Consider the following 15,302-nt stretch of genomic DNA (forward strand, 5'->3'; position numbering starts at 1 on the left):
CGCAGATGCCGTGGTGGGAAACGCTCATGATCATCGTCGGCGGACTGCTGTTCGTGATGGGCCTCGGCGTGCCGGTCGCCTTCGCATTCCTGCTCGTCAACCTGCTCGGTATCCTATTTCTCCAGGGCGGCAGCGGGGCGTTCCATCAATTCGTCCTCAGCATCTACAGCTCGGTCAGCTCATTCACCCTGACGCCGGTACCGCTTTTCGTGCTGATGGGCGAAATCCTGTGGCGGTCGCAGCTTGGCAAGGACGCGCTCGACGCGCTCGATAAATGCCTTGGCCGACTGCCCGGCCGGCTCAGCGTGTTGACCATCGCCGCCGGCACCGTGTTCTCGTCGCTCAGCGGCTCGACCATGGCCAACACCGCCATGCTCGGCACGTTCCTCTATCCCGACCTTGAACGCCGCGGCTATCACCGTACGCTTTCGATCGGCCCGATCATGGCCGGCGGAGGGCTGGCGATGATGATCCCGCCGAGCGCGCTGGCGGTGATCCTCGCTGCCATCGGCCAGCTTTCGATCGCCAAGATTTTGATCTCGGCCATCGTGCCGGGGCTGATGATGGCCGCCCTCTACTTTGCCTATATCGTCATTCGCTGCGCCCTCAACCCCGATGATTCGCCGAGCTACACGGTCGACAGCGTCACCTGGCCAGAGCGCATCGAGGCCGTCATCAAGCACCTGCTGCCGCTCGGCTTCATCGTCTTCCTGGTTACCGGGCTGATCGTGCTCGGTGTCGCGACGCCGACCGAGTCGGCGGCACTCGGTGCGCTCGGCTCGTTCGCCCTGGCCGCCGCCTACGGGCGCCTCAACTGGGCCATGATCCGAGCATCGGTCCTGGGGTCCCTGCGCATCACCGCGATGATGTTCGCGATCATGGCGGCCGCGATCGGGTTCAGCCAGCTGCTGGCCTATTCTGGCGCCACCCGCGGCCTTCTCGATTCCGTTCTCGGCCTCGACGTGACGCCGATCCTGCTTGTCGTCGGCATGCAGCTTGTCGTCCTCGTACTCGGCAGCTTCATGGAGCAGATCGCGATCATGTTGATCACGCTTCCCATCTTCATACCGATCGTCAAGGCGCTCGACCTCGACACCATCTGGTTCGGCGTCCTCATGCTGATCAACCTGGAGATGGCTCTGATGACGCCGCCCTTCGGATTGCTGCTTTTCATCATGAAGGGCATTACGCCGCCCGATGTGACGATGAAGCAGATCTATGTCGCCGCGATACCGTTCCTTGTCTGCAACCTGATCGTGATGGCGATCCTGATCCTGTTTCCCGAATTGGTGACCTTCCTGCATCCCCTGACCCGCCGCTGACCGCGGCCACCCGCCTCAAGGAGAAATAGAATGGGCATTACGCCGATCCACCACCTGCCGATGAAGCCGGAATACCAGAGCCCCTACAGCGCCGCCTATGCGGTCGAGGATGCCCGAATCGTGTTCTTCTCCGGCTGCTGCACGGTGCCGATCTACCACAAGCACCCTCACGATCCGGCAGAAGAGGCGCAATGGCTGGCCGGCGATTTTCGCGAACAGACCGAGCGTACTTTCGAGCACATCAAGCTCGTGCTCGACGCCGCCGGCGCCACGTTCGCCGACATTATGAAGCTGACGATCTACGTCACCGACATATCTCAGCAATACGTCTTCAACGAAATTTCGGAACGCTATTTCGGCGCCGACAACCCGCCGGCGCGGACCATCCTCCAGGTCGGCGCCCTCCCCCACCCCGGCATGTTCGTTGAGGTCGACGGTGTCGCCGCGGTGGCGAAGCTGGGATGAGGCCGGACGATTCGTACGATCACGTATTGTGGCACGACCCGCGGTTGACGGTTGGGATAGGTTATTTCTTCGGCACGTTCGGCAAGCGGCGTTCGCAGTGTCGAATTTCCGCCAATCGACGAGATGCGCCGGAGCCTTGCACAATATCAGGCGGTCGACAGTCGGAGAGACCCCGGCGAGGGATAAGACCGACGGCACCTGAGATCGCGCCTCAAGCTCGGTTTTCCCCCATCCGCGCCAATGAATTGGTGCTATGAATGAATGAACATTTGTCGAATGGTTTGACAATGATTCCATTAAGGTGACGCCGCCCGATAGGCGTCTCCCCGCTAATGGAGGGCGCTAATGAAAATCGTGAATATGCTGGTTGAGGGAAAGACTCGTCTTGGCTTTCTCCAGGGTGAGTCCGTTATCGATCCGTCCGCCAGTGTCGGGGCCGGTCTCGGCTCCGTCGCCGGCTGGTTCTCCGATACGATCGCGTTCATTCGCGCCGGCGAGGAAGGTCTCGCCGCGGCCGAGCGCCTTGTCGCCGATCCGCCGCGCGGCACCCAGATGCGGCTGGCGGATGTCAAGCTGACGGCGCCGATCCGCCCGACGACAATTTTGTGCAGCGGCAGCAACTACAGCGACCATAACGCAGAGAAATCGAATACCCCGATCAGTGGGAAAGAACCGGAATTTTTTGTCAAAACGTCCGACTGCGTAGTCGGCCCGGACGAGTCCATAATCCACGACCCCGTTCTTACCAAGAAGCTCGACTGCGAGACCGAACTCGCCATCGTCATAGGCAAGCCAGGGCGCCATATTCCGGTCGACGAAGCGCTTCGACACGTCTTCGGCTATACGATTGTGAACGATGTTACGGCCAGGGACCTCCAAGTGCGGACAAAGGGATCACTGACTTGGTATGAAACCGGGCGTGGCAAAGCGTTTGACAGCAGCGCCCCACTGGGCCCGGCGATCGTTACCGCCGACGAGATCGGCGATCCTCAGTCGCTCCAATTGCGAACCCGCATAAACGGCGAGCTACGACAATCGAGTACGACCGCCAATATGATTTGGACCTGTGCCGAACTCGTTCATTTCTTCTCCGTCAGTTTCACTCTAAAGCCCGGGATGGTCATCATCACCGGAACACCCGCCGGCACCGCTTGGTCAACGGATGCCGAACTAGGAGGGTCCTGGCAGGGCCTGCCTGGGCTCACCCCGGCCACGCGATATTGTTTGCCGGGAGACGTAATCGAAAGCGAGATCGACAAGATAGGCGTGCTTCGTAACCAGGTCGTCGACCTGGCCTCCGTAGCAAACGGAGCCTGAACCGCGTCGAACCCATCAACCGCCACGGTCGGCCGAGCTCAGCCTTGCAAAAGCTTACGAAGAGCGCGGCGATCGGTCTTCCCGGTCGCTCCGACCGGAAGCGAGGCCCCGAAATGGATTTGGTCGGGGACCTTGTAGCGCTCGAGCCGCTCGCCGGCCCAATCACGGATCGCCTCGGCGGTCAGTACCGCACCCGGGCGGAGCACGACATAGAGATGGATCGCTTCGCCCGTCCGCGCGTCCGGGAGGCCAACCGCGAGCGCACCGGCGACGTCTGGGTGGCTTTCGACCGCGCGTTCGACTTCGACCGGCGCGATCTTGTTGCCGGCCCGAATGATCAAGTCCTTGATCCGCCCGGTCAGCGTTATGCGCCCGTCGGAGCGCCGTGCGCCCATGTCGCCGGTGCGAAACCAGTCGCCGTCGAAAGCTTCAGCCGCCAGGTCCGGCCGATCGAGATAGCCGAGCATCCGATAGGGCGTGCGGATCTGCAGTTCGTGCGTTTCGGGATGAATTCGGCAATCGATCCCTGGCCACGGATTTCCGATGGTCCCGTCGGCAGCGTCTTGCTCCCCAGGCCGCACAATGAAGTCGCAGCCGCAGGTCTCTGTCAGTCCATAGAGGTCCCACAGGCGCACTTCCGGCCATGCTACCCGAATCTGTTCGGACAGGCCGGCGGGAAGAATTTCTCCCCCCGACATAACCTGTCCGGCAAAAGGCGGCGCGCCCGCGAGATGAGGCACCATCGCGCGCAGCATGGTTGGTACGGCGGCAAAACAGTCAATACGACGGTCGGCGAACATCGACGCGGCCTCGGCCGCCGGAAAGCGATTGCCAAGGGTGACGTGCCCGCCTTTCAACAAAGTCAGAAATGTCACCCACTGGCCGAAAATGAAGATGAGCTGGAGACTCGTATAGGTGTGGCCACCGGCAGCGAATTCTAGCTCTTCGTCGATCGAGGCGATCTTCGCCATCAGACGGTCATGGGCAATGACCACGCCCTTGGGGTCCCCGGTCGAGCCCGAAGTAAAGACGATGGTGGCGGCGCTGTCCAATAGCGGCCGCACCGGCACGGCAACCGGGCGTATGGTAAGCCTGTCCGTCGGCATCGTGGCCGTCGCGTCGTCGACGATCACGCGCGCGCCGCACTGCGCCAACGTCCGGTCGACGATCGTCCGCGGGGCCTGGCGGTGAACCGGCACGGCGACCGCGCCGGCCACCCACACGCCGACAAAGGCGGCAACGTCCGCCGCGCGATTGGAACAGGCAACAATGACCGGTTCGTCGGTTCGTACGCCCTCGGCCGCCAGCGATCGCGCGACATCCTCGGCGCACGCGACCAGATCGGCGCCGGTCAGGGCCCCAGCTTCGTCTGCCAGCGCAACCTCCGTCGGCCGTGCCTTGAATGCCCGGATCAGGGCGTCACCAAGATTGTTCATTGGCAGAAGCTAGGCGTGCGATCCGCGGTCGGCAATATCAAAGGGCGCTTGCTCCGTGTGTCGGCGCGACCATAAGGTGACGACTGAAAATTCGACGGGTGAAGCGAGATGACGTCCGAAACGATTTCGCTGGAGGTCGACCGCGGCGTCGCGGTCCTGACCCTGCGCCGGCCCGAGCGGCTGAACGCCATGAACAAGCAAATGCTTGGCGAAATGCTGGCAGCCTGCGACAGGGTCGAGGATGACGACGCGGTGCGGGCCCTGGTCCTGACCGGGGAGGGCAAGGCATTTTCGGCCGGCTTCGATCTGCAAGACCAAGCCGCCGACCCGCCCCAGGGCCGAGACCAATGGGGCCCGGTGCTGCGAAAGGATTTCGACGCGGTGATGCGCTTCTGGCACCTGGCCAAGCCGACGATTGCGGCGGTCCGGGGCCCGGCGCTGGCCGGCGGGTGTGAGCTGGCTCTGGCATGCGACGTCACGGTGGCCGCCGCCGATGCCCGCTTTGGCGAGCCGGAACTGAAGTTCGGCGCCGGCATCGTGGTCATGTTGATGCCGTGGCTGGTCGGGCCGAAGAAAGCCAAGGAAGTACTGCTGCTCGGTCTCGACGATATCTCGGCCGAGGAGGCGCTGGCGCTCGGTATGATCAACCGCGTCGTCCCGGTCGGCGAGGAGCTTCCGACAGCCTTGCACATCGCCCGCCAAATGGCGGTGATCGACCCCGCGGTCGTCCGCCGGACCAAGGCGGCGATCAACGACACGATGCGGATCATGGGTATGGATCAGGCGCTCGAAGCGGCGCTGGCCGCCGACGTCGACCTCGAAGGCAAGGGCAGCGACGACAAGCGCCAGTTTCTCGCCAAACTCCGCGAAGGCGGGCTCAGAGCCGCTCTCGCCTGGCGGGATGCTCGCTTCGACGTCTAGGCTGAGCTGTCTGACGCGTTCGATACGGAGGCATTGCGGCAGTGCTTGCAGTCTGGTGCGAACCCGTCTCCGGTCCGACCTTCCTATTTGGCAGGGAAAATAGACGGAATTGCGTGAAATCTGGGCTCGAGCAACCGCCGTCGCGCTCGGCAAGCCCGGAGATTCTGGGTTCCCTGGAGGATGTTCCGCCACCTGTGAATTCATCGGTCAATGGCATGATCTGCCCGGCCGGCTCCGCAGACATCTCCCTTTCATAGACGAGGAACGACAGCATCACGACGACCGGCCCCCAAAAAATTTGCCAGGCCCAGATCGACGGCATGACGAAAACTCTCCACGAGGCCGTCCCGATTCCGGATGTTGAAGACAAGCGTGAGCTGGAGTACCTGAACTGTAACGACCGTATTCGCCGATCCATGGTCCCGCACTCTACCATGCTTTGGCCCTGTGTAATCAGGTCCGGGACAGGATCGAGGCTGATTCTGGCCATAGGTAGACGGACCTGGACCCTTTCGCGGGTAAACGGTCTGCTATGCAGGCGTTTTGGCACTAGGACCGTCGTCTAGAAGAGATAGGATCCAATTGGGGCGCCGTTGACTGACCCAATTTACGGAGGTGAAAATGGCAGGATTTCCAGAACGCGCGAACGTCGTCATCATCGGCTTGGGTGGTATCGTCGGCGCGTCGGTCGCCCACCACCTGATCGAGCGCGGCTGGGACGACATTGTCGGCATCGACAAATCGGCGATCCCGACGGATATCGGTTCGACCTCTCATGCTTCCGATTTTTGCTACGCCACGAGCCATGATTTCCTGTCCTGTTGGACGACCCTTTACTCGATCGACTTCTTTGAAAGGATGGGGCACTACGCCAAAGTCGGCGGGCTCGAGATAGCCCGGGTCGGCGACGATGCCCGCATGGACGAGATCAAGCGCAAAGTGGCTTCTGCAAAGGCGTTTGGTACCGGTGCGCGGCTCGTGACCCCCGGCGAGATCAAGGAAAAGTTTCCCTTGATCGACGAAGACCTCGTGCAGGGGGGCATGTGGGATCCGGATGCGGGGCTCGTCATTCCTCGTTCACAGGTTGTATCCGGCATTTTGGTCGACAATGCCGAGAAGACCGGAAAGCTGAAGGCATTCGCCAACACGCCTGCTACCGACCTGATAATCGAGGACGGACACATAAGGGGTGTCGAAACGCCGCGTGGCAAGATCTTGGCAGATCATGTCATTGTCTGCGCAGGACTTTGGGGGCGTCTTGTCGCCGGGATGGCCGGCGAAGACCTGCCCATCATGCCGGTCGACCATCCGCTTCTTTGGTTTGGCCCATACGAGAATTTTGCCGGCACCGGCAAGGACATCGGCTGGCCGCTTCTCCGCGACCAGGGTAACTCCGCCTACATGCGCGACACGGGTGACCCCAAAACCGCCGAAGGCGGCATGATCGAATGGGGTTACTACGAGGAATCGAATCCGCGCCTCTGCCATCCGAAGGACATCGTGGAGAAAACGGAGGCGCGCCTCTCCCCTTCGCAGCGGGACTTGGAAATCGAACAGGTCATGGAACCGTTGGAACGGGCAATGGAATTGACGCCAATTCTCTCGGAACTGGGCTATGACGAAAAACGCTCCTTCAACGGGCTTCTCCAGGTCACGACGGATGGCGGACCTTCGATCGGCGAAAGTCAAACGGTGCGCGGTCTTTGGTACGCCGAGGCGATCTGGGTGAAGGACGGCCCGGGTATGGGCAAGCTGATTGCCGATTGGATCACGGATGGGCGCACGGAAATCGATCATCACTCGATCGACTACTCGCGCTTCTACCCCTTCCAAACCGACGAAGATTTCATCCAGGCCCGCTGTACCGAAACCGCGATGAAAATCTACAACCCGGCGGTACATCCGCGGGAGCCGTTTGCGGGCGGCAGAGATGTGCGCCGCAGCCCGTTCTACGAGCGCGAGACAGAGCTTGGCGGCTACTTCATGGAACTCGGTGGATGGGAACGCGCCCATGGCTACGCGAGCAATGAGCACTTGTTGGAAAAGTACGGCAATCGGGTCCCGGTGCGGGAAAATGAATGGGACAATCGCCATTTCTGGCGCGTCTCGAACGCCGAACATCTCGAAATGAGCGCCAACGTCGGCATGGTCAATCTTTCCCACTTTGCCATGTACGATGTTGTCGGTCCGGACCATGTTGATTTCATGGAGTATCTCTGCGTCGCCAAGGTCGGCCGCGACAATCAGGTCGGCACGGGTATCTACACGCACTTTCTTGACGAGATTGGGATGGTCAAGGCCGACTTTACGGTCTTTCGTATGGAGGGCCGCTTTCGCTTCGTCGATGGGGCGGACGCGGGAAACCGCGACTTCGTCTACATGAAGCGTATGGCGGAGGACTTGGGCTACGACGTCGAGATCACCGATGTGTCAACCGAGTTCACCACCATTGGAATTTGGGGGCCGAATGCCCGGACCACCCTCCAGGCGGTGGTGGAGGACCCGGAGGGCCTCACGCAGGAGAAATTCCCCTTCGCCTCGATCAAACCGATCAGAATCGCGGGGAAGGACGTTACCGCCTTCCGCATTTCCTATGTGGGCGAGCAGGGCTGGGAATTGCACATGAGATACGATGATGGCCTTGCGGTTTGGGATGCGATCCGCGCGCTGGACGTCATGCCGTTCGGTGTCGAGACCTATGCCAACTCCCGTAGGATGGAAAAGAGCTTGCGCCTCCAGAACGCGGACCTCTTGACCGAATACAATCTCTTGGAAGCCGACCTCGCGCGCCCAAAGGTCAAAGATGCGGACTTTATCGGTAAGGCCGCCTATCTCGAGCACCGTGCACGGGACCACCAGCCGGCCACGCTCTGCACGATGGTGATGATCGACAATCGAGATTCGACAGGAGTGTCACGATACCCCGTCGGAATCTTGCCGATTATGGACCCAGATACAGGCAAGACCCTGGTCGATTTGGAGGGCCGACATTCGTTCACCACGTCCATCGCCTACGGCCCAACAATCGGCAAGAACATCGCTCTCGGCTATTTGCCTCACGCGTACGCCGTCAAGGGCAAGAGGTTGCAGGTGGAGTACTTCGGCGACACCTACGCGGTCGAGGTCGCCGGAGTTGGTTACGAGCCACTCTATGACCCGGAAAATATCAATCCACGGACCTGAATCGGCACCCTAGACACGTGTCCTGACGGGGCGAAGCCCGCCAGTTTGGGCGATGACATGGTGGTGTCAGTCTAATGCGAACCAGTCTCCATATTGGCGACCCCGGGCAGCATTAGGCGGCCAGCTGTCGTCACTCGGCCAAAGCGGCCGACCGGTTCTCTTTGAAGGTGTCGCGGGACGTAAGGTGTTGCTCGAGGTTAAAGTGGTTGTGGATCGATGCGTGGGCCGAAGCAAACTTCTGCAGGGTTTTGATATCCCTGAACCGGGCCGTCGCGCCCTTGCATCGTCGGAACGGTTGGTGCGAATTTTCGGCTCTATTGTTGGCCCATGGACCGCAGGTCTGCACGCTGGCATTGCCGATCGCGAGCATTGCGGCCCGGTATGAGCAAAGCCGATCCGTCACGACTTCCTGCGGACGGCCATAGCGCTTCATGGCTCGCTTCAGAATGGCAATCTCGGCCGCCCGATCCCGCCGCTCCGAGGCAAAAACCTCAAGCACCTCGCCTTCGTTATCGACAGCACGCCACAGGTGACGCATCTTGCCATTGATACGGACGAAATCCTCGTTTACGTGCCATTGGCATGGTGAATAGCACCGTTTTCTACTCGGCGTTTGCGGATCTCGGCCGCGAATATCGGACCAAACCGGTTCCACCACAGCCGTACTGTCTCGTGACAGATATCTATGCCGCGCTCGAACAGGATGTCCTCGACCTGACGCAGGCACAGCGGATAGCGGATATACAACATCACCGTGAGGCGAATTACCTCCGGCGAGCTGTTGAAATAGCGGTAGGGGTTCTTCATCGGCCGATGCTACGCAGACCCGTGCCTCGCATCAATACGCGTCTGGTTGCGAAGTTATGAGTCCATCACCCAAACCGACGATCTACGGCCCGGCAGCTATTTCGCCGGCCATTGGTACGACGTCTTCGACGAAGGCGCGGGCGACATCAATTCGGCTATCGCCATGTCCGGCCAGCGGCATGATGGTGAGATCACGGACCCCTTCACCCATGACCGCGGCGATCTTACGGGCGACGTCTTCGACGGTCCCCGCCCAGCAGTACTTGTCAACGAAAGCATCGGGGATGAGATGGGCATTCTCCTCCATCAAATTGTAATCGCGTTTGGCGATGAGCGCCTCGAGCGCCGCCGGCACCTCGAGGCCGACACGATGGACGAACTTGCGATCGGGATAGCTAGCCCACAGAATGATGCCGATACTCGGCTTCACGACCTCGTAGGCCATGCGTCGGTCGGCGTTGATGCAGGTGTCGATACGCGAAATCAGCGTCAAATCGTCCATACTGCGCCCGGCCTTAGCCGCTCCTTCGGCGATCATCGCCTTGGCGTGACCAATACCTACCGGTTCGGCGTAGGTGGCGATCAGTACACCGTCCGCCACCTCGCCCGCCGCCTGTAGCACTAAGTCGCCGCGACTACCGACGATGATCGGGATGTCAGCGCGCGCCCTGACGATGAGCTGGCCGCCGTCGAAACGCACAATCTCGCCCTGGAAATTGACCCTTTCCCCGGCGAGCAGGCCGCGGATCACGGTGATCGCTTCCTTGATGGCCAGGGCCGGCCGCTTACGCTCGATGCCGAGCTCCGGAAAACCGGCGCCGCCATCGCAATGGGTCGGAGTGTCTCCGCATCGAAGGCCGCGCGGCGGCGGTCGTCGTCAACGTCGCCGTATAGGGTGGTGCGTTGCTTCGGATGTCGGCCGGCCTCCCGCATCAGGTCTTCCATTTCGGCCGGCGACAGCTCCTGACCGTGCGAGGCCCCAGCGGCGCGGGTAATACTTTCGTTCATCAGAGTGCCGCCGAGATCGTTGGCGCCCGCCGCCAAGCACGCGAGCGCCCCTTGCGGACCCATCTTGACCCACGATGTCTGGATATTGGGAACCAGCGGATAAAGGACCAGCCGCGCTATCGCGTGCATTAGGATGGCCTCGCGGAAGGTCGGTCCTGGGCGCGACCGACCTTTGAGGTAAATCGGCGCTTCGGCCGCCACGAAAGGCAGCGGGACGAACTCGGTGAGACCGTGGGTGCGCTCCTGTAGATCGCGGAGTCGCAATAGATGGCGCGCCCAATGCTGCGGCTCTTCGACATGACCGAACATGATCGTGGAGGTGGTATGGAGGCCGAGCCGATGGGCGGCTTCGACGACGTCGAGCCAGGTCGCGGTGTCGATCTTGTCGGGGCATATGATCTGGCGGACCTCGTCATCGAGGATCTCGGCGGCGGTCCCCGGAAGCGAGCCGAGCCCGGCCTCGACGAGGCGCGCCAACAGCGTCTCGACGCTCAGGTGCGAGGTTTGCGCGCCGTGCCATATCTCGAGCGGCGAAAAGGCATGGACGTGGATCGCGGGTGCGGCCGCCTTCACCGCGCGACAAATGTCGATATAGGTCTCGGCGGTATAGCTCGGGTGGATGCCGCCCTGCAGACAGACCTCCGTCGCGCCGCGCTGCCACGCTTCCGCGGTACGACGGGCGATCTCGTCGAGATCCAACACATAGGGCTTGCCGCGGAGCGCCTCAGCCGTTCGTCCCTTGGAGAACGCACAGAACTGGCAGCGGAAGAGACAAATGTTGGTGTAGTTGATATTGCGGTTCACGACGTAGGTCACGGTGTCCCCATTGACAGACCTTCGCAGTTCGTCGGCGGTGTCGCAGATCGCCGCCATCACCGGTCCGCGCGCCCTGAACAGTCGATCGATGTCCGCCTCGTCGAGGCGGTCGCCTCGTACTGCGCGATCGAGGGCGCTTTCTAGCGCCCTATCCACGGCGACAGGCACGGGCGGGCGCCAACCTGGCGGTGCGGACTTCGTGATCCCGGCGCGCCATATGTCCGAACGCGCATAGCCCTGCGCATCGGTGGCCCGTTCGACCCCCGTGCAGAGGGCGGAATCAAGCCAGCGCGACGCATCGCGCGCATAGCTCGGATAAATCGCCAGCCGCTCGGTGAGCACTTTACCGGCGCCCGCGGTCTGCGCCGCAAGGTCGTTGAGATGCGGCCATGCCTGTTCCGGATTGACGTGATCCGGCGTCACCGGCGACACCCCGCCCCAGTCGTTGACACCGGCGGCGATCAGACTTCCGAGCCGCCGGGGGCTCAGGTTCGGCGGCGCCTGAATGTTCGCCTCTGCGCCGAGAATCAGTCGTGCGGTGGCGATCGTCCACAGCAGCTCGGTTTCGCCGGCCGCCGGCGTTGCCGCCATGCGGGTGCCCGGCTTCGGGCAGAAGTTCTGGATGATCGTTTCCTGAATGTGGCCGTAACGGTCATGCAGGTCACGAATGGCGAGCAGCGCCTCGATGCGCTCGGCGCGGCTTTCGCCAATGCCGATCAGGATACCGGTGGTGAATGGGACGTCGCACCGACCGGCAGCCTCGAGCGTGGCGAGACGCACGGCGGGATCTTTGTCCGGCGATCCATGGTGGGGCCCGCCGGGCTCGTATAGGCGATCCGAGACGCTTTCCAGCATCGACCCCATCGAGACCGATACCGGACGCAGCATCGCGATGTCGGCCTCGTCGAGAACGCCGGGATTGAGATGGGGAAACAGACCGGTCTCCCTCAGCACGAGCGCGGCGGCCTCCGCAAGGTAGGACAACGTCGTTTCATGGCCGAGCTCGCGCAGGGCGTCGCGCGCCGCGCGATAGCGCAGTTCCGGTTTATCGCCGAGCGTGAACAACGCCTCGCGGCAACCGGCGGCGGCCCCGGCCCGGGCCACCGCAAGGACCTCATCGAGCGAGAGATAGGCCGGCTCGCCGCGTTTCGGCGACCGCGCGAACGTACAATAGTGGCAGACGTCCCGGCAGAGTCGCGTGAGGGGAATGAACACCTTTCGCGAATAACTTACGACCGGACCGTGTCCGACATCGCGTAGCGCGGAAGCGGTTTCGAGCAACCGATTGAGGTCGCCCGCCTCGACCAGGGCGGATGCCTCTTCGCGCCCAAGGCGCAGACCGGCTCGTGCGCGCTCGATGATCTTGCACGACCGCGTCCGGCTGCGGAACTCCGGCCTCGCAATCACAGTCATGTCGCAGCCTCGACCGACCGTACGGCCGACGCGCCGCCAAGCCGCCTCGTGGCGAGCGGGATCGATGCCAGCACCTCCGCCGTGCGGCCGGTGGCGCCGCGCGCAATCAATTCCCAAAGATCGGCCGGCGTATCGATATCAAGCTCGAGCCCACTGAGGTTGGTGACTTGCGCCTCAAGACCAGCGCGGTGCGCCTCCCTCAGGTGCCGTCGAAAACTGTCCGCGCCGAACCGGAAGGGCAATGCCGTGGGCGGCGACGCGACCAGCGCGTTCGTCCCGCAATTGTCGCGTGCAGGTACCAGGGTGACTCCGCTCCGCTTGCCATGCGCGTTCATCAAGGCCTCGATGTCGGCGGTGGAGATCGCGGGGAGATCGCCAGGCACTGTCAGTAGAACCGCTCGCGGATGCCGAAGCAGCATTTCGGCGGCGCGTTGGACGGCGGCGCTCTGACCTTCGGCCGACGCTTCGATCAGGACGGTCGCGCCGGCCCTGCGCGCCCGTGCCGCAGCCAGTCGATCGCGGGTGACGACGACGACGCCGGCAAGGCCGCGCGCGGCCATTACATGTACCATCACATCCTCGAACATCGCGCGCGCGAGTTCGCGCCGTTCCTGTGACGTGAGGAGCTCGGATAGCCGTTGCTTGGCATCGGCGAAGGGCTTCACCGGGATGACCGCCCAAACGTGTCCGGTTGAGGCCTGCACTGCCCCTCCTCCCTCAACCCGCGGCCGCCGTCGGCACGGCGGCGAGATGACGCGCGAAATCGACGACCTGTTCGGCAACGGCAACTTTGTCGGACTCGGTGACCATGACCGTTTCCGCCTTCACACCGGCGATTCCGGTATCCACGATGGCGCCGAGAATATGCCGGTCCTTTTCGTCGATGACGATCCCATTGAGGAGTTGGCGATAGTGCCGCGCGATACCGAGCGCCGAAACCTCCAGGTCGAGTTCCGCCATTATCTTGGCGGTCGGACCCTTGAGCGCTGCGCCGGCGATGATTGGCGAAACCGCGATGACGGGGGCAGCACTCGACTCGATGGCCGCTCGCAGGCCGGGTATGGCGAGGATCGGATCAATGCTGATGAACGGGTTAGACGGACAAAGGACGACCGCTTCGAGCCGGGAGCCACGCAGTGCCTCGAGGGCCAAGGATTGCGGCCGCGCCGTTTCCGCGCCGCGGTAGCGAAAGCCGCGCACGCGTGGCCGGCATCGCTCGCGTACGAAGTAGTGCTGAAAGGCCAGATCGCCGTGATCGGTCAGGACGATTGTCGGCACCGGATCGTCGCTCATCGGCACGATGCGGTGCCGAACGCCGAAACGATGGGCGATAAGTTCCATCACCGTCGTCAATGTCTCGCCCCTGGCCAGGCGGCCGGACCGCTCGACATGAAGGGCAAGGTCGCGGTCCCCCAAGCGAAACCAGGTCTCACCGCCGAGCGCGTCGAGCGCTTCCATGAAACTCCAGGTTTCGTCCCGTCGGCCCCAACCCTGTTCCGGGTCGCTGAGACCGGCAAGCGTATAGATCAACGTGTCGACATCGGGAGAGATGTGGAACCCGAGGTGATGGAAATCGTCGCCCGTATTGGCGATGACGAGAAGGTCGTCCTCGCCCAGTAATCGTGCCAGGCCGAGCGCGAGCTTGGCGCCGCCGATGCCTCCGGAAAGGGCGACCACCCGAGGTGCAATCGGTTCTCGATCGCTGTTCATCGGAACAGATCCTGCTCGCGTTCCCGAACCAGGTCGGCGCCGCTGCCGCGCCCACAATAGCGAGACAACCCCCTGGCAATAACGACGGGATGGCCCTCATCGGTCTGGCCCTGGATAAGTGACGCCGCCGCTGCGATCTCATCGGCGACCCCAACCGCGGTGGTCTGCAACGGGCGCCCGAAAAGGTCGGGGTGGCCGCGTAGTTCCAAGACCGATTGGACACCGTCGACACCGATTGCGGTGCCGATCGTACCGTTGCGCCAGGCACGGCCGAGGCTATCGTTGATGATGACGCCGACCCTGCATCCGAAGCGCCGGCCCAGCCGGCGGCCGATGCGCCGGCACGAGGCGTCGGGGTCGATGGGCAAGAGGAGGGCCCATGCGCGTCCGTCATCGGGACCGATGTTGGACTGATCGATGCCCGCATTGGCCAGGACGAAGCCGAGACGATGGGCGACGACGATCAGGCCTGGACGGGTCCGCAGGACCTCACCTGACTCGGCGAGGATCAATTCGACGAGCCGGGGGTCCTTGTCGATCTCACCGGCAAGGTCGAGGGCTGATAGGGACGGCGTCACCGTCGCCAGATCGATGCATCGACCTTCGGCCTTGGAGACGATCTTTTGGGCGATGACGACGATGTCGCCGTCGACCAAGGTCTCGCCTTGCGCGATCAACGCATCGCCGATAAGTGCGGCAATGTCGTCGTCGCGTTTGACCGGTGGAATTCCCACGATCGCGAAAAACCCCGCCGTGTGGGCCGTTCGCGCTGACCGTCGGAATCTATCGCGAACCTTGTTCATCCGGCCCTTCCATTTATCGCATCCGTGCGTCACGGCCTTTTCGGCCCTGATCAATTAGGATGAACGAGGGCGTCAATGCCTCCACGACCGCAATCTCTATC

The 15,302-nt window shown here is 62.5% G+C and carries 11 protein-coding genes and 1 pseudogene; 5 read left to right on the forward strand and 7 right to left on the reverse strand.

Annotation, left to right across the window (positions count from 1 at the left end):
* Positions 1-5 precede the first annotated feature (5 nt).
* The 3 genes from GY791_05885 to GY791_05895 all read left to right on the forward strand — a co-directional run bounded on the left by GY791_05885 (position 6) and on the right by GY791_05895 (position 3,104).
* Complete coding sequence (locus tag GY791_05885; GenBank protein MCP4327952.1) at positions 6-1,322, forward strand: TRAP transporter large permease subunit; 1,317 nt, start codon at positions 6-8, stop codon at positions 1,320-1,322.
* A 30-nt stretch (positions 1,323-1,352) separates the two neighbouring features.
* Positions 1,353-1,787, forward strand: coding sequence for a RidA family protein (locus GY791_05890; GenBank protein ID MCP4327953.1), 435 nt, complete (start codon positions 1,353-1,355; stop codon positions 1,785-1,787).
* A gap of 345 nt (positions 1,788-2,132) precedes the next feature.
* Positions 2,133-3,104, forward strand: a complete 972-nt coding sequence (locus tag GY791_05895) for a fumarylacetoacetate hydrolase family protein (protein ID MCP4327954.1) — start codon at positions 2,133-2,135, stop codon at positions 3,102-3,104.
* A gap of 38 nt (positions 3,105-3,142) precedes the next feature.
* Here the strand turns inward: GY791_05895 and GY791_05900 are convergent, their stop codons facing one another.
* Entirely contained in the window at positions 3,143-4,540 is a 1,398-nt protein-coding gene (locus GY791_05900) for an acyl--CoA ligase (GenBank protein MCP4327955.1), read from the reverse strand.
* A 108-nt stretch (positions 4,541-4,648) separates the two neighbouring features.
* On the opposite strand from GY791_05900, the gene GY791_05905 reads away from it, so the two are divergent.
* The gene (locus tag GY791_05905; protein MCP4327956.1) at positions 4,649-5,461 is read left to right on the forward strand and encodes an enoyl-CoA hydratase/isomerase family protein; all 813 of its coding nucleotides are present in this window, start codon (positions 4,649-4,651) and stop codon (positions 5,459-5,461) included.
* A gap of 621 nt (positions 5,462-6,082) precedes the next feature.
* Complete coding sequence (locus tag GY791_05910) at positions 6,083-8,644, forward strand: FAD-dependent oxidoreductase (protein MCP4327957.1); 2,562 nt, start codon at positions 6,083-6,085, stop codon at positions 8,642-8,644.
* Positions 8,645-8,774: 130 nt separating this feature from the next.
* Here the strand turns inward: GY791_05910 and GY791_05915 are convergent.
* The 6 genes and pseudogenes from GY791_05915 to cofE all read right to left on the reverse strand — a co-directional run bounded on the left by GY791_05915 (position 8,775) and on the right by cofE (position 15,201).
* A pseudogene (locus tag GY791_05915) lies at positions 8,775-9,451 on the reverse strand (IS6 family transposase).
* Positions 9,452-9,533: 82 nt separating this feature from the next.
* Positions 9,534-10,247, reverse strand: coding sequence for an LLM class flavin-dependent oxidoreductase (locus tag GY791_05920; protein MCP4327958.1), 714 nt, complete (start codon positions 10,245-10,247; stop codon positions 9,534-9,536).
* Complete coding sequence (cofH, locus tag GY791_05925) at positions 10,199-12,688, reverse strand: 5-amino-6-(D-ribitylamino)uracil--L-tyrosine 4-hydroxyphenyl transferase CofH (GenBank protein ID MCP4327959.1); 2,490 nt, start codon at positions 12,686-12,688, stop codon at positions 10,199-10,201. The genes GY791_05920 and cofH overlap by 49 nt, the downstream gene beginning before the upstream one ends.
* Entirely contained in the window at positions 12,685-13,392 is a 708-nt protein-coding gene (cofC, locus tag GY791_05930) for a 2-phospho-L-lactate guanylyltransferase (protein MCP4327960.1), read from the reverse strand. Before cofC ends, cofH begins: the two co-directional genes overlap by 4 nt.
* A 13-nt stretch (positions 13,393-13,405) precedes the next feature.
* A complete protein-coding gene (locus GY791_05935; protein MCP4327961.1) occupies positions 13,406-14,377 on the reverse strand; it encodes a 2-phospho-L-lactate transferase in 972 nt (323 codons plus the stop codon).
* A 17-nt stretch (positions 14,378-14,394) separates the two neighbouring features.
* Positions 14,395-15,201 carry a coenzyme F420-0:L-glutamate ligase gene (cofE, locus tag GY791_05940; protein ID MCP4327962.1) on the reverse strand — a complete coding sequence of 269 codons (807 nt, stop codon included), beginning with the start codon at positions 15,199-15,201 and terminating at the stop codon, positions 14,395-14,397.
* Between the last annotated feature and the right edge of the window lie 101 nt (positions 15,202-15,302).

It is taken from the genome of Alphaproteobacteria bacterium, assembly GCA_024244705.1.
GTDB lineage: Bacteria > Pseudomonadota > Alphaproteobacteria > JAAEOK01 > JAAEOK01 > JAAEOK01.